Below are 24,943 nucleotides of genomic sequence, written 5' to 3' on the forward strand. Positions count from 1 at the left end.
TATACGCAAAGAAGTTTAGATGTCCAGATGTATTGACGTCCATTAACACAATGTTTACTCTGGTGCCTGACATTTCACCAACAAAGCCCAGGAAACTTCATCACATGACGCGTAAACAGGCCACTATTGCAGTGCGTAGCGGGTTAAATGACGACGAACAGTATGGTTGCGTTGTCCCGCCTATCCATCTTTCCAGCACCTATAACTTTACCGGATTTAACGAACCACGCGCGCATGATTACTCGCGTCGCGGCAACCCAACGCGCGATGTGGTCCAGCGGGCGCTGGCAGAACTGGAAGGCGGTGCAGGTGCGGTGCTAACCAATACCGGCATGTCAGCTATTCACCTGGTCACGACTGTCTTTTTGAAACCCGGCGATCTGCTGGTTGCGCCGCACGACTGCTACGGCGGCAGCTATCGCCTGTTCGACAGCCTGGCGAAACGCGGTTGCTATCGCGTGTTGTTTGTTGATCAGGGCGATGAGCAGGCATTACGGGCGGCACTGGCAGAAAAACCTAAACTGGTGCTGGTAGAAAGCCCAAGTAATCCATTGTTACGCGTCGTGGATATTGCGAAAATCTGCCATCTGGCAAGGGAAGTCGGGGCGGTGAGCGTGGTGGATAACACCTTCTTAAGCCCGGCATTACAAAATCCACTGGCATTAGGTGCCGATCTGGTGTTGCATTCATGTACGAAATATCTGAACGGTCACTCAGACGTGGTGGCGGGCGTGGTGATTGCTAAAGATCCAGATGTTGTCACCGAACTGGCCTGGTGGGCAAACAATATTGGCGTAACGGGCGGCGCGTTTGACAGCTATCTGCTGCTGCGCGGTCTGCGTACTCTGGTGCCGCGTATGGAGCTGGCTCAGCGTAACGCGCAGGCGATTGTGAAATATCTGCAAACCCAGCCGTTGGTGAAAAAACTTTATCACCCATCGCTGCCGGAAAATCAGGGGCATGAAATTGCCGTGCGCCAGCAAAAAGGCTTTGGCGCAATGTTGAGTTTTGAGCTGGATGGCGATGAGCAAACGCTGCGTCGTTTCTTGGGCGGGCTGTCGTTGTTTACGCTGGCGGAATCGTTAGGGGGAGTGGAAAGTTTAATCTCTCACGCCGCAACCATGACACATGCAGGCATGGCGCCAGAAGCGCGTGCTGCCGCCGGGATCTCCGAGACGCTGTTGCGTATCTCCACCGGTATAGAAGATGGCGAAGATTTAATTGCCGACCTGGAAAATGGCTTCCGGGCTGCAAACAAGGGGTAAAAATGAGTGTGATTGCGCAGGCAGGGGCGAAAGGTCGTCAACTGCATAAATTTGGTGGCAGTAGTCTGGCTGATGTGAAGTGTTATTTGCGTGTCGCGGGCATTATGGCGGAGTACTCTCAGCCCGACGATATGATGGTGGTTTCCGCCGCCGGTAGCACCACTAACCAGTTGATTAACTGGTTGAAACTAAGCCAGACCGATCGTCTCTCTGCGCATCAGGTTCAACAAACGCTACGTCGTTATCAATGCGATCTGATTAGCGGCCTGTTACCCGCTGAAGAAGCCGATAGCCTTATTAGCGCCTTTGTCAGCGATCTTGAACGCCTGGCGGCGTTGCTCGACAGCGGTATTAACGACGCGGTGTATGCGGAAGTGGTGGGTCACGGTGAAGTGTGGTCGGCGCGCCTGATGTCTGCGGTGCTTAACCAACAAGGACTGCCTGCGGCCTGGCTTGATGCCCGCGAGTTTTTACGTGCTGAACGCGCCGCACAACCGCAGGTTGATGAAGGCCTTTCGTACCCGTTGCTGCAACAACTGCTGGTGCAGCATCCGGGCAAACGTCTGGTAGTGACCGGGTTTATCAGCCGTAACAACGCCGGTGAAACGGTGCTGCTGGGGCGTAACGGTTCTGACTATTCCGCTACCCAAATCGGTGCGCTGGCGGGTGTTTCTCGCGTAACCATCTGGAGCGACGTCGCCGGGGTATACAGCGCCGACCCGCGTAAAGTGAAAGATGCCTGCCTGCTGCCGTTGCTGCGTCTTGATGAGGCCAGCGAGCTGGCTCGTCTGGCGGCACCTGTCCTCCACGCCCGTACTTTACAGCCAGTTTCTGGCAGCGAAATTGACCTGCAACTGCGCTGTAGCTACACGCCGGATCAAGGCTCTACACGCATTGAACGCGTGCTGGCTTCCGGTACAGGAGCGCGTATTGTCACCAGCCATGATGATGTTTGTTTGATTGAGTTTCAGGTGCCCGCCAGCCAGGACTTCAAACTGGCGCATAAAGAAATCGACCAGATCCTGAAACGCGCGCAGGTGCGCCCACTGGCGGTTGGCGTACATAACGATCGCCAGTTGCTGCAATTTTGCTACACCTCTGAAGTGGTTGACAGCGCCCTGAAAATCCTCGACGAAGCGGGATTACCTGGCGAACTGCGTCTGCGTCAGGGGCTGGCGCTGGTGGCGATGGTCGGGGCGGGCGTCACCCGTAACCCGCTGCATTGCCACCGCTTCTGGCAGCAACTGAAAGGCCAGCCGGTCGAATTTACCTGGCAGTCGGATGACGGTATCAGCCTGGTGGCAGTACTGCGTACCGGCCCGACCGAAAGCCTGATCCAGGGGTTGCATCAGTCCGTATTTCGCGCGGAAAAACGCATTGGCCTGGTTCTGTTCGGCAAGGGCAATATCGGTTCCCGCTGGCTGGAACTGTTTGCCCGTGAGCAGAGCACGCTTTCGGCGCGTACCGGCTTTGAATTTGTGCTGGCAGGCGTAGTGGACAGTCGCCGCAGTCTGTTGAGCTATGACGGGCTGGACGCCAGCCGCGCGTTAGCGTTCTTCAATGATGAAGCCGTCGAGCAGGATGAAGAGTCGCTGTTCCTGTGGATGCGAGCCCATCCGTATGATGATTTAGTGGTGCTGGACGTTACCGCCAGCCAGCAGCTTGCCGATCAATATCTCGATTTCGCCAGCCACGGTTTCCATGTTATCAGCGCCAACAAACTGGCGGGAGCGAGCGACAGCAATAAATATCGCCAGATCCACGACGCGTTCGAAAAAACCGGGCGCCACTGGCTGTATAACGCCACCGTCGGTGCGGGGTTGCCGATCAACCATACCGTGCGCGACCTGATCGACAGCGGCGATACTATTTTGTCGATCAGCGGGATCTTCTCCGGCACGCTCTCCTGGCTGTTCCTGCAATTCGACGGTAGCGTGCCGTTTACCGAGCTGGTGGATCAGGCATGGCAGCAAGGGTTAACTGAACCTGACCCGCGTGATGACCTTTCCGGCAAAGACGTGATGCGCAAGCTGGTGATTCTGGCGCGTGAAGCAGGTTACAACATCGAACCGGATCAGGTGCGTGTGGAGTCGCTGGTGCCTGCTCATTGCGAAGGCGGCAGCATCGACCATTTCTTTGAAAATGGCGATGAGCTGAACGAGCAGATGGTACAACGGCTGGAAGCTGCCCGCGAAATGGGGCTGGTGCTACGCTACGTGGCGCGTTTCGATGCCAACGGCAAAGCGCGTGTTGGTGTGGAAGCGGTGCGGGAAGATCATCCGCTGGCATCACTGCTGCCATGCGATAACGTCTTCGCCATCGAAAGCCGCTGGTATCGTGATAACCCGCTGGTGATCCGTGGACCAGGCGCAGGGCGCGATGTCACCGCCGGGGCGATTCAGTCGGATATTAATCGTCTGGCGCAGTTGTTGTAAGTTCAGGAGCCCAATTAGGCATGATGCACATGCTTGTTGGGCTTATGGCCTTTAACACAATTTACCTAATTATCATTGAGTTGTAAGCCGGATAAGGTGTTCACGCTGCATCCGGCAAGAAACAATAAATCCGTCTGCTAGGTTTCTTGTAATTCCCATCCTGAATCTTTTTCATCTTCCCTGATTTTTCCTCACCATCATTGGTCATTTTTCGGTTGACGCCCCTCGGCTTTTCCTTCATCTTTACATCTGGACGTCTAAATGGATAGATGTTCACAACACAACATATAACTACAAGCGATTGATGAGGTAAGGTATGAGCTTTTTTCACGCCAGCCAGCGGGATGCCCTGAATCAGAGCCTGGCAGAAGTCCAGGGGCAGATTAACGTTTCTTTCGAGTTTTTCCCGCCGCGTACCAGTGAAATGGAGCAGACCCTGTGGAACTCCATTGATCGCCTTAGCAGCCTGAAACCGAAGTTTGTGTCGGTGACCTATGGCGCGAACTCCGGCGAGCGCGACCGTACACACAGCATCATTAAAGGCATTAAAGATCGCACCGGTCTGGAAGCTGCGCCGCATCTCACCTGCATTGATGCGACGCCTGACGAGCTGCGGACCATCGCCCGCGACTACTGGAATAACGGCATTCGCCATATTGTGGCGCTGCGTGGCGACCTGCCGCCGGGAAGCGGTAAGCCGGAAATGTATGCCTCTGACCTGGTGACGCTGTTAAAAGAAGTGGCGGATTTCGATATCTCCGTGGCGGCGTATCCGGAAGTTCACCCGGAGGCGAAAAGTGCCCAGGCCGATTTGCTTAACCTGAGACGTAAAGTCGATGCCGGCGCCAACCGTGCGATTACTCAATTCTTCTTCGATGTCGAAAGCTACCTGCGTTTTCGCGATCGCTGCGTCTCGGCGGGTATCGATGTGGAAATTATTCCGGGCATTTTGCCGGTCTCTAACTTTAAGCAGGCGAAGAAATTTGCCGACATGACCAACGTGCGTATTCCGGCGTGGATGGCGCAAATGTTTGACGGTCTGGATGACGATGCCGAAACCCGCAAGCTGGTGGGTGCGAATATCGCCATGGACATGGTGAAGATTTTAAGCCGGGAAGGGGTTAAAGATTTCCACTTCTATACGCTTAACCGCGCTGAAATGAGTTACGCGATTTGCCATACGCTGGGTGTTCGACCTGGTTTATAAGCATTGTGTCTTTTGTGAAAATCACACAGTGATTACAAATTTTAAACAGAGCACAAAATGCTGCCTCTAAATGAGGGTGGGAAAATAAGGTAGTCAGCCTTGTTTTCTCCCTTCTCCCTTGAAGGATGTGAAGCTAAAACACTTTTTTATAAAGTATTTGTCCTAAATCGGACATAATCAAAAAGGCTTAATTACGATCAATTTGATCTACATCTCTTTAACCAACAATATGTAAGATCTCAACTATCGCATCCGTGGATTAATTCAATTATAACTTCTCTCTAACGCTGTGTATCGTAACGGTAACACTGTAGAGGGGAGCACATTGATGAGCACGTCAGACGATATCCATAACACGACAGCCACTGGCAAATGCCCGTTCCATCAGGGCGGTCATGACCAGAGCGCAGGTGGGGGTACAACCACTCGCGACTGGTGGCCAAATCAACTCCGTGTTGACCTGTTAAACCAACATTCTAATCGTTCTAACCCGCTGGGTGAGGACTTTGACTACCGCAAAGAATTCAGCAAATTAGATTACTACGGCCTGAAAAAAGATCTGAAAGCCCTGCTGACAGAATCTCAGCCGTGGTGGCCAGCCGACTGGGGCAGCTATGCGGGCTTATTTATTCGTATGGCCTGGCACGGCGCGGGGACTTACCGTTCCATCGACGGACGCGGCGGCGCAGGTCGTGGTCAGCAACGTTTTGCACCGCTGAACTCCTGGCCGGATAACGTAAGCCTTGATAAAGCGCGTCGCCTGTTGTGGCCAATCAAACAGAAATATGGTCAGAAAATCTCCTGGGCAGACCTGTTTATCCTCGCGGGTAACGTGGCGCTGGAAAACTCCGGCTTCCGTACCTTCGGGTTTGGTGCCGGTCGTGAAGACGTCTGGGAACCGGATCTCGACGTTAACTGGGGTGATGAAAAAGCCTGGCTGACCCACCGTCATCCAGAAGCACTGGCGAAAGCACCACTGGGTGCAACCGAGATGGGGCTGATTTACGTTAACCCGGAAGGCCCGGATCACAGCGGCGAACCGCTTTCTGCGGCAGCAGCTATCCGTGCGACCTTCGGCAACATGGGCATGAACGACGAAGAAACCGTGGCGCTGATTGCGGGTGGTCATACGCTGGGTAAAACCCACGGTGCCGGTCCGACATCTAACGTTGGCCCTGACCCGGAAGCTGCACCGATTGAAGAACAAGGTTTAGGCTGGGCGAGCACTTACGGCAGCGGCGTTGGCGCAGATGCCATCACCTCTGGTCTGGAAGTGGTCTGGACGCAGACACCGACTCAGTGGAGCAACTATTTCTTCGAAAACCTGTTCAAATATGAGTGGGTACAGACCCGCAGCCCGGCTGGCGCAATCCAGTTCGAAGCGGTAGACGCACCGGAAATTATCCCGGATCCGTTTGATCCGTCGAAGAAACGTAAGCCGACGATGCTGGTGACCGACCTGACGCTGCGTTTTGATCCAGAGTTTGAGAAGATCTCTCGTCGCTTCCTCAACGATCCGCAGGCGTTCAACGAAGCCTTTGCCCGTGCCTGGTTCAAACTGACGCACAGGGATATGGGGCCGAAATCTCGCTACATCGGGCCGGAAGTACCGAAAGAAGATCTGATCTGGCAAGATCCGCTGCCGCAGCCGATCTACAACCCGACCGAACAAGACATTATCAGTCTGAAATTTGCGATTGCGGATTCTGGTCTGTCTGTCAGTGAGCTGGTATCGGTGGCCTGGGCGTCTGCTTCTACTTTCCGTGGTGGCGACAAACGCGGTGGCGCCAACGGTGCGCGTCTGGCATTAGCACCGCAGCGCGACTGGGATGTGAACGCCGCAGCCGTTCGTGCTCTGCCAGTTCTGGAGAAAATCCAGAAAGAGTCTGGCAAAGCCTCGCTGGCGGATATCATCGTGCTGGCAGGTGTGGTTGGCGTAGAGAAAGCCGCAAACGCCGCAGGGTTGAGCATTCATGTACCATTTGCGCCGGGTCGCGTCGATGCGCGTCAGGATCAGACTGACATCGAGATGTTCGAGCTGCTGGAGCCGATTGCTGACGGCTTCCGTAACTATCGCGCCCGTCTGGATGTTTCCACCACCGAGTCGCTGCTGATTGATAAAGCACAGCAACTGACGCTGACCGCGCCGGAAATGACCGCGCTGGTGGGCGGGATGCGTGTACTGGGTGCCAACTTCGATGGCAGTAAAAACGGCGTCTTCACTGACCGCGTGGGCGTATTGAGCAATGACTTCTTCGTGAACTTGCTGGATATGCGTTACGAGTGGAAAGCGACCGACGAATCGAAAGAGCTTTTCGAAGGCCGTGACCGTGAAACCGGCGAAGTGAAATACACGGCCAGCCGTGCGGATCTGGTGTTTGGTTCTAACTCTGTCCTGCGCGCGGTGGCGGAAGTTTACGCCAGCAGCGATGCCCACGAGAAGTTTGTTAAAGACTTCGTCGCAGCATGGGTGAAAGTCATGAACCTCGACCGTTTCGACCTGCTGTAATCTGACCTCCTTCAGCGACTGCCTTTCAGGCAGTCGCTGAAGTTTCTTTACCGGCGTATAGTGTCGCTAACAAAACTACTACACGCTGGATCTCTCATGCCTACTACGGGAAAGAGCAACCCACTGGCAATCAGTGGCCTGGTTGTGCTCACACTTATCTGGAGTTATAGCTGGATTTTCATGAAGCAAGTCACCAGCTACATCGGTGCCTTCGACTTTACCGCTTTACGCTGCATTTTCGGCGCTTTTGTTCTGTTCATCGTCCTTTTATTACGTGGTCGTGGAATGCGTCCGACGCCGTTTAAATACACCTTAGCCATTGCCCTGTTACAAACCTGCGGGATGGTTGGCCTGGCGCAGTGGGCGCTGGTCAGCGGCGGAGCGGGGAAGGTGGCGATCCTGAGCTATACCATGCCGTTCTGGGTGGTGATTTTCGCCGCGTTGTTTCTCGGTGAACGACTGCGGCGCGGGCAATATTTTGCGATTCTGATTGCCGCCGTTGGTTTATTGCTGGTGTTGCAGCCGTGGCAACTCGATTTTTCTTCGATGAAAAGTGCCATGCTGGCAATCCTCTCCGGTGTTAGTTGGGGGGCGAGCGCGATTGTTGCTAAACGCCTTTATGCCCGCCATCCGCGCGTGGATTTATTGTCGTTAACATCCTGGCAGATGCTCTATGCGGCGCTGGTGATGAGTGTGGTCGCTTTACTGGTGCCGCAACGTGAAATTGACTGGCAGCCCACCGTGTTCTGGGCGCTGGCCTACAGTGCGATTCTGGCGACGGCGCTGGCGTGGAGCTTATGGCTGTTTGTGCTGAAAAACTTGCCTGCCAGTATTGCCAGCTTAAGCACACTGGCCGTTCCCGTTTGCGGCGTACTCTTTTCCTGGTGGCTGCTCGGTGAGAATCCGGGGGCCGTTGAAGGTAGCGGTATTGTGCTGATTGTGCTGGCACTGGCGCTGGTGAGCCGTAAGAAAAAAGAAGCCGTCAGTGTAAAAAGGAGCTGAATTTTTTCTTCATGTGGGGCGATCTCTTATTTAACAAAATAACGATAATGCCCCACCATCCGCCAGCTAAACAGCACATCTTCTTCCTGCGCGCCTGCGCCAATGTTATGTATCACCAGCGGCGTACCGTCGCGGGCAATGCCATCTGACACAACACCGATATGTGCCAGCCCGTTATCTAATCGCCAGGAGACAATATCGCCCGCTTGATAGTCACTGGGGTTCTTGCTGGTGGGGCGTGTTTTATCGTGGCGGGTAAACCAGGTTTCCAGATTAGGCACCCGACGATGATCGATGTTGCTGTCCGGGCGCTTTAACTTCCACTTTTGCGGATAATCGGCAAAATTCTTCGCCATATCTTCATGCACCAGCTTCTGCAAATCGACCTTCTGGCTGCGCAATGCACGGATCACCACATCGGAACATACACCGCGTTCTTGCGGGACATCACCGCCAGGATAGGTAAGCTGCATATACGCCGGATCGTAAAATAGCGTGCTGCCGATTTGCTGTCTGGCACCGTCTGCGATGGCAAGGTTGGTGTTGGTCTGGATTTGTACCACGGTTGGTGGAACGGCGGGAGATTTTAAGGAGTGGCTGGTAAATCCCGTCAGAAGGCTGACCAACGCGAGTGAAGCTTTCATCTGTTTCGTCCGTGAAAATAATCGTCGCAGATTCGACCTTCCGGGCGTTTGAATGTTCTGTGGGGAAAATGTCCAGAAGCGGATAAAAAAACTCCGAACAACGCGGAATTTCAGATGGGTGACAAAGTAAAAAAGTGTCCGGACGGTTCCCTCACATCTTTGGGGAGAGGGCGAGGGGAACAGGCCAGCTCCGGCGCGAATATTTACCCTCACCCCGGCCCTCTCCCTGAAAGGGCGAGGGGGAAAACCGTGCCCTCAGTGACGAATGAGCCAGTTTGCCAGCAATTTCCAACACCTGGACAACGCAGGTGTTTCAGATGGCTGACAATGTATAAAACGTGCCCGGACGGTCCCCTCGCCCCTTTGGGGAGAGGGGAACAGACCAGCTCCGGCGCGAATATTTACCCTCACCCCGGCCCTCTCCCTGAAAGGGCGAGGGGGAAAACCGTGCCCTCAGTGACGAATGAGCCAGTTTGGCAGCAATTTCCAACACCCGGACAACGCAGGTGTTTCAGACGGGCGACAATGTATAAAACGTGCCCGGACGGTCCCCTCGCCCCTTTGGGGAGAGGGTGAGGGGAACAAACCAGCTCCGGCGCGACCCCGGCAAGGGGGAATACCGTGCCCACTTTGCCTGCAATCTCAAACTCCCGGACAAGCCGGGAGTTTGGCATAGGTTATTCCCACTCTTGCAGGAAACGCTGTCCGTACTGGTCGGCTACCAGCAGTGCGGCGTAAACCTGATCTGGCGTTGCGCCGCCTGGCATGTTGTGAATAGTTTCACCTTCTGCACAAGATGCTTCTGCGACAATCCGCATTTTCGCCGGAATATCTTCTTTAATATCCAGTTGCGCCAGGGTAATTGGCAGACCAACGGCATGACACAGCGCCGCTACGGTTTCGATTTCCTCAACCGGTGCGTTTTCCAGCACCAGTTGTGTCAGCGTACCGAACGCCACTTTTTCACCGTGATAATAGTGATGCGCGTCCGGGATAGCGGTCAGGCCGTTATGCACCGCGTGTGCCGCAGCCAGACCACCGCTTTCAAAGCCTACACCGCTCAAATAGGTATTCGCTTCAATCACGCGCTCCAGCGCCGGAGTTACCACATGCTGTTCGGCAGCAAGCATCGCTTTTTCGCCTTCTTCCAGCAGGGTGTTGTAGCACAGTTCAGCCAGCGCCAGCGCGGCCTGGGTGCACTTGCCGCCCGCCATCGTGGTCGCGCCACTACGAGAGCAGGCACGTGCTTCAAACCAGGTTGCCAGCGCATCGCCGATACCCGCCGCTAACAGACGTGCAGGTGCGCCAGCAACGATTTTTGTATCCACAATGACGCGTTCCGGGTTGTTCGGCAGCAGCAGATAGCGGTCAAACTCACCATCATCGGTGTAGATAACAGACAGTGCGCTGCACGGTGCGTCGGTAGAGGCTATGGTCGGTGCGATTGCTACCGGAACGCCCATAAAGTGCGCCAGTGCTTTGGCGGTATCGAGAGTTTTGCCACCACCGATACCGAGAATTGCGCCACACTGAGCTGTTTCCGCAATGCCGCGCAGACGGTCGATCTCATTTTGCGAACATTCACCGCCAAACGGCGCAATTTCTACTACCAGTCCAGCATCTTTAAAGCTTTTCTCGACAGTGGATTGAGCAAAGCCTAAAACAAATTTGTCACCCACCACTAACCAGCGTTCCGCCAGTGGCTTCAGGTATTCGCCCAGACGATTAATGACATCTGCGCCCTGGATGTATTTACCCGGTGATTGAATAATGCGGTCCATAATTGCTCCTTTAGAGATGAGTAGTGCCAAATGCGGCGTTCCAGTCGTGTTCGAACTTCTCTATTGCTGACTCTACCGCAGGCGTGTTGAGCATTTGTTGCGCTACATCTAAGGGCAGGGTGATGGATTCACATCCTGCCAGCAAACAATCCAGCGCCTGACGCGGTGTTTTAAAGCTGGCAGCCAGCACCATGCTTTCTGGCGCGTGCATTTCCAGCAATGCTTGCAACTCCTGAACCGTGCGAATACCGTCACCGCCCTGGGCGTCTACGCGGTTAACATACGGAGCAACATATTTGGCGCCTGCCAGCGCGGCTAATAACCCTTGTGCGGCGCTATATACAGCGGTGCCAAGCGTAGTAATACCTTCTTTTTTCAGTATTTTAATTGCTGCCAGACCTTCGGCGGTTACCGGGATTTTCACCACGATGCCCGGAATGGCGTCGCGCAGACGCTTCGCTTCTTCCACCATACCCTGCGCGTCACGGCTCATGGTCTGAGCAAACAGAATGCCCTCATCACCAATCGCTTTTTGCAGACGCGGCAGCACTTCCCAGATGGACTCCTTGCTGGCAGCGATGATGCTCGGGTTAGTTGTCACCCCGGCAATCGGGAATATGCGTGCCAGACGTTCGACTTCTGCGACGTTAGCGGTGTCCAGATACAGTTCCATGATGTTTCCTTTTACAGTTCCAGTTCATGTTGCAGCAGGCTGGCGATAGCGTCGGCAGAGGCGGCGTTAACCAGCGCGTTACGGAATTCTTCGTGCATGATGCGACGAGCGAGGCGCGAGAAAATGCGCATATGCTGATCGCCCGCAGCGTGTTTGTTCAGCGTTAACATAATGATGAATTGCGCTTCATCATCGCCCCAGCGCACCGGCGCTTGCAGACGCGCCACGCTGATGGTGGATTGCTCAATGTGTTCTGATTTGCTGTGTGGAATGGCAAAACTAAAGCCCAGACCGGTAGAGAAAACGGCCTCGCGCGCCCACAAGTCGGCTTCCAGTTTACGCGGATAGCGGCAGCGGCCTGCCAGCAGCAGGTTATCGGTCATGCCTTTGAGCACTTCTTCTTTGCTGCGCCAGTCGCTTTCCAGCGTGATGCACTCAGCGGTGACCAGCGGTGCGTCCTGTTGTGTCATGCGGAATTGTGCCAGCAGGTGTTCCACTTCCAGCGAAGTACGGCAGGCCATTGCCTGGTTGAGTAACTGGCGGCACTCACGGCTATCAAGTTGCGCCATTCGCGCTTTCGCCGCCGGAATTGACGGTGCGCTCATGCTGAGTTCATCCAGCCCTAAACCGACCAGCAACGGCAGCACTGAACCTTTCGCTCCCAGTTCACCGCACAGACCAATCCATTTCCCCTGGCGATGCACCGCCTGCACGGCGTAATCGAGCGCCCGCAAGAAGGCCGGATTCAGGCTGTTGTAGTGACGGGTAACTTTGGCGTTATCGCGATCTACTGCCAGCAGATATTGCGTCAGGTCATTACTACCGATACTAAAGAAATCAATCTCTTCGCAGCACTGATCGATGATGAACATCACCGACGGCACTTCCAGCATAATGCCGAGCTGGATCTTCTCATCAAACGGAATATGTTCGTTACGCAGTTGCTGTTTAGCTTCCGCCAGTTTTTCTTTCACCCATAAGATCTCTTCCATTGAGGAGATCATCGGGATCATGATTTTCAGGCTACCGTGAGCAGAGGCGCGCAGGATCGACCGTAGCTGCGTGGTAAACAGCGAGGCGTACTCTTCATAAATACGCACGGCGCGATAACCGAGGAACGGGTTAGCTTCTGCGGGAATGTTCAGATAATCAACGGGTTTGTCGCCGCCAATGTCCATGGTACGCACAATAATGCTGCGTCCGTTGGCGGACTCCAGCGCCTGACAAAAAATGTTGTACAGCTCGCTTTCGCCCGGTGCGCTGGTGCGATCCATATAGAGCATTTCAGTGCGGAACAAACCAACGCCTTCCGCACCATTGCCGAATGCGGCCTGCGCTTCCACGGAGTGAGCGATGTTAGCGGCAATTTCAATGCGGATACCGTCAGCGGTGCGGGCTTGCTGAGTCAGCCAGACACGTTGCTGCTCACGCAGGGCGTCCTGTACGCGGGCTTCTTGTTGATAATAACGCGCTACCGCGTCTGTCGGTTCGACCACAATCGCCCCGGCGTTGCCGTCGATATAAATCGTTTGCTGCTGCCACGGAGTAAGCGTGTCGATATCCACGCCAACCAGTGTCGGAATGTTGAACGAACGGGCAAGAATTACCGTATGTGAGGTGGTGCCGCCGCTTTTGAGTAACAAACCTTTGAGGTGATTTTTATCCAGTTCGAGGAACTGACTGGGGGTCAGTTCATCAGCCATACAAATGGCGGGCTGCGTCAGTTTGCCCGGTGCTGGAAAGCGTTGTTCACCGTAAATTTGCTGGAGTAACTGGAAGCAGACATCGCGCACATCCAGCGCACGTTCTTGCAGATAGCTGCTGCTGGAGCGGGCGAACTCTTCGCAAAAGTGATTCGCACTGGCGACAATCGCTTCGGCGCAGCTTAATCCGGCGCTGACACCTGCCAGTAAATGTTCGCGCAGGGAAGTATCGCCAGCCAGGGATCGGTGCGCTTCCAGAATCGCGCTGGTAGCACCGTCGCTATCCAGCAGACGAAACTCAATGTTTTTCAGTACCAGTGTCAGGCCGTTTTCCAGTGCGGATTGCTCGGCGTCAACGTCTTTGGCTGCGGGAAGATTACCCAGCGCGTTAAGATCTAAAGAAGAGATCGGCGTCAGAATGCCACCTGCGCTACCGCTGCATACGGTGCGGGCGCGGATAATTCTCGGATTCAGGTTGGTCAGTGAAACCGGCAACGGCTCCAGTTCGTCAGATTTAACTTCCGCCAGCGGCGCGTCGCAGTGGGGAAATTCATCGCGCAGCCATTGGCTTAAACGCTGGTGCGCTTCCTGTTCGTCGGCTCCGGAAATCAGTAACTGGCAGTTATCGCCCACCAGCGTGTCGGTGCCAATCAGCGCCAGTGCGCTTTTGGCGTTGCCTTTGCGATCGGTGCGCAGGTTATGCCACTCAATTTGTGATGAAAAAGTATTACACAGCGTTTCAACGTGGCTTGCCGGACGTGCATGTACGCCGTTAGGTAGCTCACAAATAAATTCTACAATCAGGGCCATTGCCTTTCTCCCGGTACGGTTTTCTGTTTACAGGATAAGAGCGCACGGCAACGGCCTGCCATGTGACAAATCTGCCAAAAGCTGGACAAATGTAATGTAACCGCCAATTTGCGACGCGTCTCACAAGACGCGCTACTCCGGCATGATTCCGAGTTAACGCAAGTTATGAGGCGGATCGCATTTTTGTACTGACATTACAAAAGTCCAGTAAATGGCCTTTTTATCCACTGTTTGACCTGCTTGCGATTGCCTATTGTTTCTCCCATCAAAAAATATGGACATAGGCTTGGGTAAGCCTGGGAGCGACTTATGAATGAGTTGGTACAGATCCTGAAAAACACTCGTCAGCACTTAATGACGGGCGTTTCACACATGATTCCCTTCGTGGTATCGGGCGGTATTTTGCTGGCGGTTTCCGTCATGTTGTATGGCAAAGGCGCAGTGCCGGATGCCGTAGCCGATCCGAATCTGAAAAAACTGTTTGATATCGGCGTTGCGGGTTTGACGCTGATGGTGCCTTTCCTCGCCGCTTACATTGGTTACTCCATTGCAGAGCGTTCTGCGCTGGCTCCGTGCGCTATCGGTGCCTGGGTCGGCAACAGCTTTGGTGCGGGTTTCTTTGGTGCGCTGATCGCCGGGATTATCGGCGGCATCGTGGTGCATTACCTGAAGAAAATTCCGGTGCATAAAGTTCTGCGTTCTGTCATGCCCATCTTCATTATCCCAATCGTCGGCACACTGATTACCGCTGGCGTCATGATGTGGGGGCTGGGCGAGCCGGTGGGTGCGTTGACTAACAGCCTGACCCAGTGGCTTCAGGGAATGCAGCAGGGCAGCATTGTTATGCTGGCGGTGATCATGGGATTGATGCTGGCGTTCGATATGGGCGGCCCGGTTAACAAAGTGGCTTATGCATTCATGCTGATTTGCGTTGCTCAGGGGGTTTATACCGTGGTGGCCATTGCCGCTGTGGGTATTTGTATCCCGCCGCTGGGTATGGGGCTGGCGACGTTGATTGGTCGTAAAAATTTCTCCGCTGAAGAGCGCGAAACGGGTAAAGCGGCGCTGGTGATGGGGTGTGTTGGCGTCACTGAAGGGGCGATTCCTTTCGCCGCCGCCGATCCGTTACGTGTGATCCCTTCCATCATGGTCGGTTCTGTTTGTGGCACGGTGACCGCAGCAATGGTCGGTGCGCAGTGCTATGCAGGCTGGGGTGGTCTGATTGTGCTGCCGGTGGTTGAAGGTAAGTTGGGTTATATCGCAGCAGTGGCTGTCGGGGCGGTTGTGACGGCAGTCTGCGTGAACGTGCTGAAAAGTCTGGCGCGTAAAAATGGGTCTTCGGCTGATGAGAAGGAAGATGACCTGGATCTGGATTTTGAAATTAATTAATTGAGGAACGAGCCATGACGAAAATTATTGCAGTAACCGCATGTCCTTCAGGTGTTGCCCATACCTATATGGCAGCAGAGGCGCTGGAAAGTGCCGCGAAAGCGAAAGGCTGGGAAGTGAAAGTAGAAACCCAGGGGTCAATTGGTCTGGAAAATGAACTGACAGCGGAAGACGTGGCGAGCGCCGATATGGTGATTCTGACCAAAGATATCGGCATCAAATTTGAAGAGCGTTTTGCTGGCAAGACTATCGTGCGCGTCAACATCAGCGACGCGGTAAAACGCGCTGAAGCCATCATGAACAAAATCGAAGCCCATCTGGCACAGACTGCTTAAGTTTTTAGCCCGCCTGAAACGGCGGGCTTGTTTTTTCCCTACAGGAGTTCCTCATGACGAATCGTATCTCTCGCCTTAAAACTGCGCTGTTTGCCAATACCCGTGAAATCTCGCTGGAGCGGGCGCTGCTTTATACCGCCAGCCATAAGCAAACCGAAGGCGAACCTGTGATTATTCGTCGGGCAAAAGCCACGGCGTATATCCTGGAACACGTTGAAATTTCGATTCGTGATGAAGAACTGATTGCCGGTAACCGCACCGTAAAACCTCGCGCCGGGATTATGTCACCGGAAATGGATCCTTACTGGTTGCTGAAAGAGCTGGAGCAATTCCCGACGCGACCGCAGGATCGCTTTGCTATCAGTGAAGAAGATAAACGTATCTACCGCGAAGAGTTGTTCCCGTACTGGGAAAAACGTTCGATGAAAGATTTCATCAACGGGCAGATGACGGATGAAGTAAAAGCCGCAACCAGCACGCAGATTTTCAGCATCAACCAGACGGATAAAGGTCAGGGGCATATCATTATTGATTATCCGCGCCTGCTGAATCACGGGCTGGGTGAGCTGGTGGCGCAGATGCAGCAACATTGTCAGCAACAGCCGGATAATCACTTTTATCAGGCCGCGCTGTTACTGCTGGAAGCTTCACAAAAACACATTTTGCGTTACGCCGAACTGGCGGAAACGATGGCGGCAAACTGCACCGATGCCCAGCGTCGCGAAGAATTGCTGACTATTGCGGAGATCTCCCGCCATAACGCGCAACATAAGCCGCAGACGTTCTGGCAGGCGTGCCAGTTGTTCTGGTACATGAACATCATTCTGCAATACGAATCCAACGCCAGTTCGCTGTCGTTAGGGCGCTTCGACCAGTATATGTTGCCGTTCTATCAGACATCATTAACCCAGGGCGAAGACCCGGCGTTCCTGAAAGAACTGCTCGAATCTTTATGGGTGAAGTGCAACGACATCGTGCTGTTACGCTCCACCAGCAGCGCGCGCTATTTCGCAGGTTTCCCGACCGGCTATACCGCGCTGCTCGGCGGTTTAACGGAAAACGGACGTAGTGCGGTGAACGTGCTTTCGTTCCTCTGCCTCGACGCCTATCAAAGCGTGCAATTACCGCAACCGAACCTGGGCGTGCGCACTAACGCCTTGATCGACACGCCGTTCCTGATGAAAACCGCAGAAACCATTCGCCTCGGCACCGGTATTCCGCAAATCTTTAACGATGAAGTGGTGGTGCCAGCGTTCCTCAACCGTGGCGTTTCGCTGGAAGATGCGCGCGACTATTCAGTGGTCGGTTGCGTGGAGTTGTCTATTCCTGGCAGAACTTACGGCTTGCACGACATCGCGATGTTTAACCTGCTGAAAGTGATGGAAATTTGTCTGCATGAAAATGAAGGCAATGCTGCGCTGACTTATGAAGGTTTACTGGAACAGATCCGCGCCAAGATTAGCCACTACATCACCCTAATGGTTGAAGGCAGCAATATTTGTGATATCGGCCATCGCGACTGGGCGCCAGTGCCGCTGCTTTCGTCGTTTATCAGCGATTGTCTGGAAAAAGGCCGCGATATTACCGATGGCGGCGCGCGTTATAACTTCTCCGGCGTACAGGGGATCGGTATTGCCAACCTGAGCGATTCTCTCCATGCGTTGAAAGGGATGGTTTTTGATCAACAGCGTTTAAGTTTTGACGAATTGTTGTCGGTATTAAAAGCCAACTTCGCAACGCCCGAAGGCGAAAAAGTTCGCGCTCGCTTAATTAACCGCTTTGAGAAATACGGCAACGATATCGACGAGGTGGATAACATTAGCGCCGAACTGCTGCGCCACTACTGCAAAGAAGTGGAAAAATACCAGAACCCGCGCGGTGGCTACTTCACGCCGGGGTCGTATACCGTTTCTGCTCACGTCCCGTTGGGATCGGTGGTTGGCGCGACGCCAGACGGTCGTTTTGCCGGGGAGCAACTGGCAGACGGTGGCTTGTCGCCAATGCTGGGCCAGGACGCACAAGGACCAACGGCGGTACTGAAATCAGTCAGTAAGCTCGATAACACGCTGCTGTCTAACGGTACATTGCTGAACGTGAAATTCACTCCGGCGACCCTCGAAGGTGAAGCGGGATTACGTAAACTGGCCGATTTCTTACGCGCATTTACCCAGCTTAAGTTGCAGCATATTCAGTTTAACGTGGTGAATGCCGACACGTTGCGGGAAGCGCAAAAGCGCCCACAAGATTATGCCGGGCTGGTGGTGCGCGTTGCCGGATATAGCGCCTTCTTTGTCGAATTGTCGAAGGAGATCCAGGATGACATCATCCGCCGGACAGCGCATCAGCTGTAACGTTGTGGAAACGCGCCGCGATGACGTGGCGCGCATTTTCAACATTCAGCGTTATTCGCTGAATGACGGTGAAGGCATCCGCACGGTGGTCTTTTTTAAAGGCTGCCCACATCTTTGCCCGTGGTGTGCTAATCCGGAGTCGATCTCCGGCAAAATCCAGACGGTACGCAGAGAGGCGAAATGTCTGCACTGCGCGAAATGTTTACGTGATGCGGATGAATGCCCCTCCGGGGCGTTTGAACGGATTGGTCGCGATATCAGCCTTGACGCGCTGGAGCGGGAAGTGATGAAAGATGACATTTTCTTTCGCACGTCCGGCGGCGGCGTCACGCTTTCTGGCGGCGAAGTGTTAATGCAGGCGGAATTTGCGACCCGTTTTTTACAGCGACTTCGGCTTTGGGGCGTCTCATGTGCCATCGAAACTGCCGGAGACGCGCCAGCCAGCAAGCTGTTACCACTGGCGAAATTGTGCGATGAAGTGTTGTTCGATTTAAAAATTATGGACGCGACTCAGGCGTGGGATGTGGTGAAGATGAACCTGCCACGCGTGCTGGAGAATCTGCGTTTGCTGGTAAGCGAAGGTGTCAACGTGATCCCGCGTTTACCGCTGATCCCTGGTTTCACACTCAGCCGGGAGAATATGCAGCAGGCGCTGGACGTGCTGATCCCGCTGAATATCAGGCAAATCCACCTGTTGCCGTTTCATCAGTACGGTGAACCGAAATACCGCCTGCTGGGGAAAACATGGTCGATGAAAGAGGTTTCTGCGCCCTCGTCAGCCGATGTGGCAACGATGCGCGAAATGGCAGAACGAGCCGGATTTGAGGTTACCGTGGGGGGGTAAAATGGCATACCTGGTGGCAGTAACCGCCTGCGTCAGCGGCGTGGCGCATACTTATATGGCGGCAGAACGGCTGGAAAAATTATGCCAGTTAGAGAAGTGGGGCGTCAGCATTGAAACCCAGGGGGCGCTGGGAACGGAGAATCGTTTAGCGGACGAGGATATCCGTCGGGCGGATGTTGCGCTGTTGATTACGGATATCGAGCTTGCTGGTGCCGAGCGATTTGAGCATTGCCGCTATGTGCAATGCAGCATCTACGCATTCCTGCGTGAGCCGCAGCGGGTAATGAGCGCGGTGCGCAAAGTGCTTTCTGCGCCGCAGCAAACCCATCTTATTCTGGAGTAGTCGGTTTTTCTGTCAGTTGGCTGTGGTATTGCCGACGATATTCTGACGGCGAGCGTTCGGTGTTTTTACGAAACAGGCGGCAGAAGTAGTTGCTGTCGACAAAGCCGCAGGCGTGCGCCACTTCTTTTACCTTCAGGTCATAGCCTTTCAACAACGTTTTTGCATGTTCCAGCCGTGTATGATTCAGGTATTCGTTAAAGCCCGTCGCACCCGTTTTTTGAAACAGGTGGGAGAGGTAATTGGGCGAAATATAGAATGCTTGCGCGACAGATTCACGGGTTAGCGCGGAGGCATAGCGTTCATCGATATAATCGCGAATCGCTTCAAATAGTGCCTGGCTGCGTGAGGCGGTCTGGATTTGACTGCCGAGCAAGTCGCGGCAGTGGCTAAGCAGGCTGGCGACGATAAGCCTTGCCGTTTGCTGCTCCTGTGGCTGCATTTGCATTTCATTGAGTGTTTGCAGCAAGAATGAACCAATGCGCGGGCCGCGTCGGGCGACGTGCTGCTTTGCCAGATTTTGGTATTGCTTGCCATCCCATTGTACGACGCTGAAGCCGAGTTGCTGTTTGCCAAACAGCACGCTAAAGGTGGTAGCGGGTGTTTGCCATTGCGGGAAGTTCCAGCCGCCAGCAGGGACGTACAGTACATCGCCGGGAACTAACGTTGCGCCAGCGCCGGTATCAACAAACTCGCCTTCCAGCACAATTTCCAGCCGTGGAAAATCGACCTGATATGCAAGATCGGGCGCCGGGCCGTTGCTACTGGCAAAGTAAATCTGGCGCAGGGACAGCGGGCCGTTGATCAGGCGGGAGAGCAGATAGCTGACGTCGTGATACATGTTATTCCCTTAGGTATGTAGATGGGAAAACAGTAACTGGCATTATGAAAAAAGGCCACCTGAAAAGTGTGGCCTGATGAGAGTTCGATGTAAACATTGCGGCAGTATCGCATCCGGCAAATAGCGCCAGACGCGATACAAAGGTCATTTACTGATTACCCACCTGATCGCCATACGGCAGAGTGTCGTAATCGATCAGCGCGTTTTTCTTGTACGGGTTGCCAATCCAGCGGGTGGTTTCTTTGAACTGCGGGTTCACCACCGAACGGGTTGGATCGTAACCGTCGTAAGATAAGCCCGCCAAATCCGACCAGGTGTGGATCAGTTCCGCCAGGCTGTATTTACGATCAACATCCTGTGAGAAATCACGCGGATGAGTCGCTTGCCATTTTTCCGACGTCCACAGCAGGAACGGAATGGTGTACATATGACGCGTCGGGTTGTCTTCGTTACGCCCCTGAGTTTTGTGCGGCGGCGTGTCGTAAACCTCTTCACCGTGGTCAGAGAAGTAAACCAGGAAACCGTTCGGGTCTGCTGCTTTAAAGTCTTTAATCAGGCTGGCAACCACATGATCGTTATACAAGTTAGCGTTGTCATAATCGTTATATGACTCCAGTTCTTCTGCGCTTAATCCCGGCGGAACATGATCGGTATTGCCATCAAACTTGCCCTGATTTTCCGGGTAGCGGTATTTGTATTTGATATGCGTACCCAGCAGATGAACGATGATCAGTTTCTTCGGCGCAGGGTCATTCAGCACTTCCTGGAACGGCTTCAGCACGTTGGTGTCGTATTCACGCGCACTCTGCGTACGTTGCTGGTTCATGTAGTACTGCTTGTCGGTCTGGCGCGAAAATACCGTCAGCATGGTATTGCGGGCGGTCATCGTCTGCTGGTTGGTGATCCAGAAGGTTTTATACCCCGCCTGTTTCATCATGTTCATCAGCGACGGTTGCGTCAGATACAGGTCAGGGTTCTTTTCGTTGGCAAAAGTCAGCGCCTGTTGCAGGATTTCAATGGTGTACGGACGAGACGTAACCACGTTATTAAATACGGTCAGATTCGGATCGGTTTTATGCAGCGCATCCAGTTCTGGCGTGGTTTCACGCGGATAACCATACAGACTCATACGTCCACGCTGGGTTGACTCGCCAATCACCAGTACCAGGGTGCGTGGTTCGTTGCCCGATTCATCTTTGAAATTAGCCAGCGGCGGTAATGCATTATTTTCATTCAGCAGCTTCGTCAGCGAGTTAAGTTGCTGGCGATACTGATAATAACCAGTCAGGAATTGCCACGGGGCGGCAGGCTCCATGCGCGATGCCAGGTTATTCAACGTTTTCTCAAACGGCTTGTTTTTGATAAACGTATTCATGGCGATCGGATGCAGAATCAAACCGTAAAGCAGGGCAAAAGAGACGATATAACGCCACGGCTTCGGAATATAGACCGGGCGCAGGCGTGTCCACAGCAGAACTGCCACCGCCGTATAGGCCAGCGCGATAAGCACAATCTTCAGGCTGAAATACTGGCTTAAATACTCGCTGGCTTCGTTGGTGTTGGTTTCAAACATCACAAACAGAACGCTCTGCGAGAACTCCTGACCGTAGATGACGTAGTAGCACAGCGCCGCCAGAGAGGCCGCCCACAGCACCACGCCGATCACTGCGGCAATAATTTTAATCCGCTTCGGAAAGAGGAATACCGGGATCAACCACAGCGAACTGAACAGCAGTGAGTCGCGAATGCCGTTGGTGCCGCTGTAGCCGCTGATGTAAATAATGGCCTGTAACAGGGTAGAGAAAAACCAAAAGTAGAGCAGTGCCCAACCCAGGGCTTTCCAGCTAAAAAGGGGTTTAGTCTGGACTTCAGTGGAATGCATAGTAAGAACCCGTTTTGGATAATAGCGCCGAATGTAAGGACAAAACCTTAAGGATATCTGAAGGGATATCCAGAATCTGGGTGAAATGCAGACAGAAATATATTGAAAACGAAGGTGTTAGAACAGAAGTATTTCAGAAAACCCTCGCGCTATTGCACGAGGGTTGATAGAGGATGGGGGTTAGCCGGTATTACGCATACCTGCTGCAATTCCGGCAATAGTGACCATCAACGCTTGTTCGACGCGGGGATCCGGCTCCTGGCCTTCTTTTTCTGCCTGGCGGGAGCGGTGCAGCAACTCTGCCTGCAGTACGTTCAGCGGGTCAGTGTATATATTTCGTAGCTGAATAGACTCGGCAATCCACGGTAGATCGGCCATCAGATGGGAATCGTTGGCAATTGCCAGCACCACTTTGATGTCTTCTTCTTGCAGATTGCGTAACTCTTTACCTAACGGCCACAGCTCTTTGTCGACCAGGCGTTGGTCATAGTATTCCGCCAGCCACAGGTCTGCTTTGGCGAAGACCATTTCCAGCATTCCCAGACGCGTTGAGAAGAACGGCCAGTCGCGGCACATGGCTTCCAGTTCGCTCTGTTTGCCATCTTCCACCACTTTTTGCAGCGCAGTACCCGCGCCCAGCCAGGCTGGGAGCATCAGGCGGTTTTGTGTCCAGGCAAAAATCCACGGAATTGCGCGCAGTGATTCGACGCCGCCGGTCGGGCGACGTTTCGCCGGACGTGAACCTAACGGCAGTTTGCCCAGTTCCTGTTCCGGCGTGGCGGAGCGGAAGTATGGAACAAAGTCTTTGTTTTCACGCACATAACCACGGTAGAGATCGCAGGAGATGACCGAAAGTTCATCCATAATGTGACGCCAGCTCTCTTTCGGCTCAGGCGGTGGCAGCAGGTTGGCTTCCAGAATCGCCCCGGTGTACAGCGACAGGCTGCTGACCGTGATTTCTGGCAGACCGTACTTAAAGCGGATCATCTCGCCCTGTTCGGTCACGCGCAGGCCGCCTTTCAGGCTTCCTGGCGGTTGCGATAGCAGCGCCGCATGAGCCGGTGCGCCGCCGCGACCAATAGAACCACCGCGACCGTGGAACAGCGTCAGTTCAATACCCGCTTTTTCGCAGGTTTTGATTAACGCATCCTGTGCCTGATATTGCGCCCAGGAAGCCGCCATCACGCCTGCATCTTTTGCCGAGTCGGAATAGCCAATCATCACCATCTGTTTGCCCTGAATCAGGCCGCGATACCAGTCGATATTCAGCAACTGGGTCATGACATCGTTGGCGTTGTTCAGGTCATCGAGAGTTTCAAACAGCGGTGCGACTGGCATCGCAAATCCAATACCTGCTTCTTTCAACAGCAGGTGAACGGCCAGTACGTCGGACGGCGTTTTCGCCATCGAGATCACGTAGGCGGCAATCGAACCTTGCGGTGCTTCGGCAATCACCTGACAGGTATCAAGCACTTCGCGCGTTTCGGCGCTTGGTTGCCAGTTGCGTGGCAGAAGCGGACGTTTGGAGTTCAGTTCGCGGATCAGGAACGCCTGTTTGTCGGCCTCTGACCAGCTTTCGTAGTCGCCGATGCCGAGATAGCGGGTCAGTTCACCCAGTGCTTCGGTATGACGGGTGCTCTCCTGACGGATATCAATACGCACCAGCGGTACGCCGAAACATTTCACGCGGCGCAGGGTGTCGAGCAGATCGCCGTTGGCGATAATACCCATGCCACACGCCTGAAGGGACTGGTAGCAAGCGTAGAGCGGCTCCCACAGTTCTTCGTTCTGCGTCAGCAGACCTTCCGGCTTCGGCAGTTCTTCGCCTTTCAGACGCGCTTCCAGCCAGGCCTGTGTTGCCATCAGGCGGGAACGCAGGTTTTTCATCAGATAGCGATACGGTTCTGCGGCACCTTCTTCGCCGACCAGCGCCAGCAGTTCAGGGGTTGCTTCAACCATCGACAGTTCAGAAACCAGAACCTGAATATCTTTCAGGAACAGGTCGGTTGCTTTCCAACGGCTGAGCAGCAGGACGTGGCGGGTGATATCGGCAGTGACGTTCGGGTTGCCGTCGCGGTCGCCGCCCATCCACGAGGTAAATCGCACCGGAACAAATTCGACGGGCAGTTTGTAGCCGAGATTCTCTTCCAGTTGTTCGTTCAGTTCGCGCAGGTAATTCGGTACGCCTTGCCACAGGCTGTTTTCTACTACGGCAAAGCCCCATTTGGCTTCATCTATCGGGCTTGGGCGCAGCTTACGGATTTCATCGGTATGCCATGACTGGGCGATCAACTGGCGCAGGCGGCGCATCAGTTGGTTGTGTTCGTAGTCGGCGATATCTTTGTTGTCGAGCTGTTTTAAGCACGCGTTCACTTCCACCATTTTGTGGATCAGTGTACGACGAGTAATTTCGGTTGGGTGCGCAGTGAGTACCAGTTCCAGCGACAGTGATTCCACCGCTTTTTTGATGGTGTCTTCGCTCAGTTCCGGCTGGTTTTTCAGTTTACGCAGGGTGCGGGCGATCACTTCCGGGTTGCTGGCAGCCTCGCCTTTCGGCGAAATGCTGTGGTATTGCTCGGCGGTGTTTGCCAGGTTCAGGAACTGACTAAACGCACGCGCAACGGGCAGCAGCTCGTCGTTCGACAAATTTTGTAAGGTGGTGAGCAACTCCTGGCGGTTAGCATCATTGCCAGCGCGTGAAGATTTGGACAACTTACGGATAGTTTCTACGCGTTCAAGAATGTGTTCTCCCAACGCATCCTTGATGGTTTCTCCCAGCACTTTGCCGAGCATACTGACATTACTACGCAATGCGGAATATTGTTCGTTCATATAACCCCAGACACCCCATCTTATTGTTTGAAGCCCGGTATCCTTCACGTCGCATTGGCGCGAATATGCTCGGGCTTTGCTTTTCGTCGTCTTTTATAAA

Annotated in this window: 17 protein-coding genes; 10 read left to right on the forward strand and 7 right to left on the reverse strand. The window is 53.9% G+C overall.

Features of this window, described 5'->3' with window-relative positions:
- The first annotated feature begins 104 nt into the window (after positions 1-104).
- The 5 genes from metB (at position 105) to yijE (ending at position 8,418) form a co-directional block, all read left to right on the forward strand.
- Positions 105-1,265: a cystathionine gamma-synthase gene (metB, locus tag A7Z06_RS12315; protein ID WP_010350181.1), complete on the forward strand. Its 1,161-nt coding sequence runs from the start codon at positions 105-107 to the stop codon at positions 1,263-1,265.
- Between the two features lie 2 nt (positions 1,266-1,267).
- Complete coding sequence (gene metL / locus A7Z06_RS12320) at positions 1,268-3,700, forward strand: bifunctional aspartate kinase/homoserine dehydrogenase II (protein WP_000110780.1); 2,433 nt, start codon at positions 1,268-1,270, stop codon at positions 3,698-3,700.
- 316 nt (positions 3,701-4,016) lie between these two features.
- Positions 4,017-4,907: a methylenetetrahydrofolate reductase gene (gene metF, locus A7Z06_RS12325; protein ID WP_000007526.1), complete on the forward strand. Its 891-nt coding sequence runs from the start codon at positions 4,017-4,019 to the stop codon at positions 4,905-4,907.
- 328 nt (positions 4,908-5,235) lie between these two features.
- The gene (gene katG / locus A7Z06_RS12330; protein WP_010348174.1) at positions 5,236-7,416 is read left to right on the forward strand and encodes a catalase/peroxidase HPI; all 2,181 of its coding nucleotides are present in this window, start codon (positions 5,236-5,238) and stop codon (positions 7,414-7,416) included.
- A 96-nt stretch (positions 7,417-7,512) separates the two neighbouring features.
- Positions 7,513-8,418 (forward strand): cystine transporter YijE, encoded by a 906-nt coding sequence (gene yijE, locus A7Z06_RS12335; protein WP_001143320.1) that lies wholly within the window; start codon positions 7,513-7,515, stop codon positions 8,416-8,418.
- Positions 8,419-8,444: 26 nt separating this feature from the next.
- On the opposite strand, the gene A7Z06_RS12340 is transcribed toward yijE, so the two are convergent.
- From A7Z06_RS12340 to ptsP, 4 genes are all read right to left on the reverse strand, one after another.
- Complete coding sequence (locus A7Z06_RS12340) at positions 8,445-9,062, reverse strand: DUF1287 domain-containing protein (protein WP_000647913.1); 618 nt, start codon at positions 9,060-9,062, stop codon at positions 8,445-8,447.
- Between the two features lie 677 nt (positions 9,063-9,739).
- Positions 9,740-10,843, reverse strand: coding sequence for a bifunctional L-1,2-propanediol dehydrogenase/glycerol dehydrogenase (gene gldA, locus A7Z06_RS12345; RefSeq protein WP_000373988.1), 1,104 nt, complete (start codon positions 10,841-10,843; stop codon positions 9,740-9,742).
- 10 nt (positions 10,844-10,853) lie between these two features.
- The gene (fsa, locus tag A7Z06_RS12350) at positions 10,854-11,516 is read right to left on the reverse strand and encodes a fructose-6-phosphate aldolase (protein ID WP_000424833.1); all 663 of its coding nucleotides are present in this window, start codon (positions 11,514-11,516) and stop codon (positions 10,854-10,856) included.
- A gap of 11 nt (positions 11,517-11,527) precedes the next feature.
- Entirely contained in the window at positions 11,528-14,029 is a 2,502-nt protein-coding gene (gene ptsP / locus A7Z06_RS12355; protein ID WP_105279441.1) for a phosphoenolpyruvate--protein phosphotransferase, read from the reverse strand.
- A 309-nt stretch (positions 14,030-14,338) separates the two neighbouring features.
- On the opposite strand from ptsP, the gene A7Z06_RS12360 reads away from it, so the two are divergent.
- Genes A7Z06_RS12360 through A7Z06_RS12380 form a run of 5 tightly spaced genes read left to right on the forward strand, consistent with a single transcriptional unit; the run spans position 14,339 to position 19,291 of the window.
- Positions 14,339-15,418 carry a PTS fructose transporter subunit EIIC gene (locus tag A7Z06_RS12360; protein ID WP_001004465.1) on the forward strand — a complete coding sequence of 360 codons (1,080 nt, stop codon included), beginning with the start codon at positions 14,339-14,341 and terminating at the stop codon, positions 15,416-15,418.
- Between the two features lie 14 nt (positions 15,419-15,432).
- Positions 15,433-15,753, forward strand: a complete 321-nt coding sequence (locus tag A7Z06_RS12365; protein ID WP_000161267.1) for a PTS fructose-like transporter subunit IIB — start codon at positions 15,433-15,435, stop codon at positions 15,751-15,753.
- A gap of 53 nt (positions 15,754-15,806) precedes the next feature.
- Positions 15,807-18,104, forward strand: a complete 2,298-nt coding sequence (locus tag A7Z06_RS12370) for a formate C-acetyltransferase (protein WP_000184792.1) — start codon at positions 15,807-15,809, stop codon at positions 18,102-18,104.
- Positions 18,070-18,948, forward strand: a complete 879-nt coding sequence (locus tag A7Z06_RS12375) for a [formate-C-acetyltransferase]-activating enzyme (RefSeq protein WP_000204110.1) — start codon at positions 18,070-18,072, stop codon at positions 18,946-18,948. Before A7Z06_RS12370 ends, A7Z06_RS12375 begins: the two co-directional genes overlap by 35 nt.
- 1 nt (position 18,949) lies before the next feature.
- Positions 18,950-19,291 carry a PTS fructose-like transporter subunit IIB gene (locus A7Z06_RS12380; protein ID WP_000323849.1) on the forward strand — a complete coding sequence of 114 codons (342 nt, stop codon included), beginning with the start codon at positions 18,950-18,952 and terminating at the stop codon, positions 19,289-19,291.
- On the opposite strand, the gene A7Z06_RS12385 is transcribed toward A7Z06_RS12380, so the two are convergent.
- From A7Z06_RS12385 to ppc, 3 genes are all read right to left on the reverse strand, one after another.
- On the reverse strand, positions 19,278-20,129 hold the full coding sequence (locus A7Z06_RS12385) for an AraC family transcriptional regulator (protein WP_000274614.1): 852 nt from the start codon (positions 20,127-20,129) through the stop codon (positions 19,278-19,280). The genes A7Z06_RS12380 and A7Z06_RS12385 overlap by 14 nt on opposite strands.
- A 148-nt stretch (positions 20,130-20,277) precedes the next feature.
- A complete protein-coding gene (locus A7Z06_RS12390) occupies positions 20,278-22,011 on the reverse strand; it encodes a phosphoethanolamine transferase CptA (RefSeq protein WP_000556328.1) in 1,734 nt (577 codons plus the stop codon).
- 180 nt (positions 22,012-22,191) lie between these two features.
- On the reverse strand, positions 22,192-24,843 hold the full coding sequence (ppc, locus tag A7Z06_RS12395) for a phosphoenolpyruvate carboxylase (RefSeq protein WP_001005563.1): 2,652 nt from the start codon (positions 24,841-24,843) through the stop codon (positions 22,192-22,194).
- Positions 24,844-24,943: the final 100 nt, after the last annotated feature.

The sequence above is a fragment of the Escherichia sp. MOD1-EC6819 genome, from assembly GCF_002965765.1.
GTDB lineage: Bacteria > Pseudomonadota > Gammaproteobacteria > Enterobacterales > Enterobacteriaceae > Escherichia > Escherichia ruysiae.

Coding starts and splice junctions, on each gene's coding strand:
- A7Z06_RS12375 (WP_000204110.1), top strand. CDS start 18,070: ATGACATCATCCGCCGGACAGCGCATCAGCTGTAACGTTGTGGAAACG.
- A7Z06_RS12390 (WP_000556328.1), bottom strand. CDS start 22,011: ATGCATTCCACTGAAGTCCAGACTAAACCCCTTTTTAGCTGGAAAGCC.
- yijE (WP_001143320.1), top strand. CDS start 7,513: ATGCCTACTACGGGAAAGAGCAACCCACTGGCAATCAGTGGCCTGGTT.
- A7Z06_RS12360 (WP_001004465.1), top strand. CDS start 14,339: ATGAATGAGTTGGTACAGATCCTGAAAAACACTCGTCAGCACTTAATG.
- ptsP (WP_105279441.1), bottom strand. CDS start 14,029: ATGGCCCTGATTGTAGAATTTATTTGTGAGCTACCTAACGGCGTACAT.
- katG (WP_010348174.1), top strand. CDS start 5,236: ATGAGCACGTCAGACGATATCCATAACACGACAGCCACTGGCAAATGC.
- A7Z06_RS12370 (WP_000184792.1), top strand. CDS start 15,807: ATGACGAATCGTATCTCTCGCCTTAAAACTGCGCTGTTTGCCAATACC.
- ppc (WP_001005563.1), bottom strand. CDS start 24,843: ATGAACGAACAATATTCCGCATTGCGTAGTAATGTCAGTATGCTCGGC.
- A7Z06_RS12365 (WP_000161267.1), top strand. CDS start 15,433: ATGACGAAAATTATTGCAGTAACCGCATGTCCTTCAGGTGTTGCCCAT.
- metB (WP_010350181.1), top strand. CDS start 105: ATGACGCGTAAACAGGCCACTATTGCAGTGCGTAGCGGGTTAAATGAC.
- fsa (WP_000424833.1), bottom strand. CDS start 11,516: ATGGAACTGTATCTGGACACCGCTAACGTCGCAGAAGTCGAACGTCTG.
- A7Z06_RS12380 (WP_000323849.1), top strand. CDS start 18,950: ATGGCATACCTGGTGGCAGTAACCGCCTGCGTCAGCGGCGTGGCGCAT.
- gldA (WP_000373988.1), bottom strand. CDS start 10,843: ATGGACCGCATTATTCAATCACCGGGTAAATACATCCAGGGCGCAGAT.
- A7Z06_RS12385 (WP_000274614.1), bottom strand. CDS start 20,129: ATGTATCACGACGTCAGCTATCTGCTCTCCCGCCTGATCAACGGCCCG.
- metL (WP_000110780.1), top strand. CDS start 1,268: ATGAGTGTGATTGCGCAGGCAGGGGCGAAAGGTCGTCAACTGCATAAA.
- metF (WP_000007526.1), top strand. CDS start 4,017: ATGAGCTTTTTTCACGCCAGCCAGCGGGATGCCCTGAATCAGAGCCTG.
- A7Z06_RS12340 (WP_000647913.1), bottom strand. CDS start 9,062: ATGAAAGCTTCACTCGCGTTGGTCAGCCTTCTGACGGGATTTACCAGC.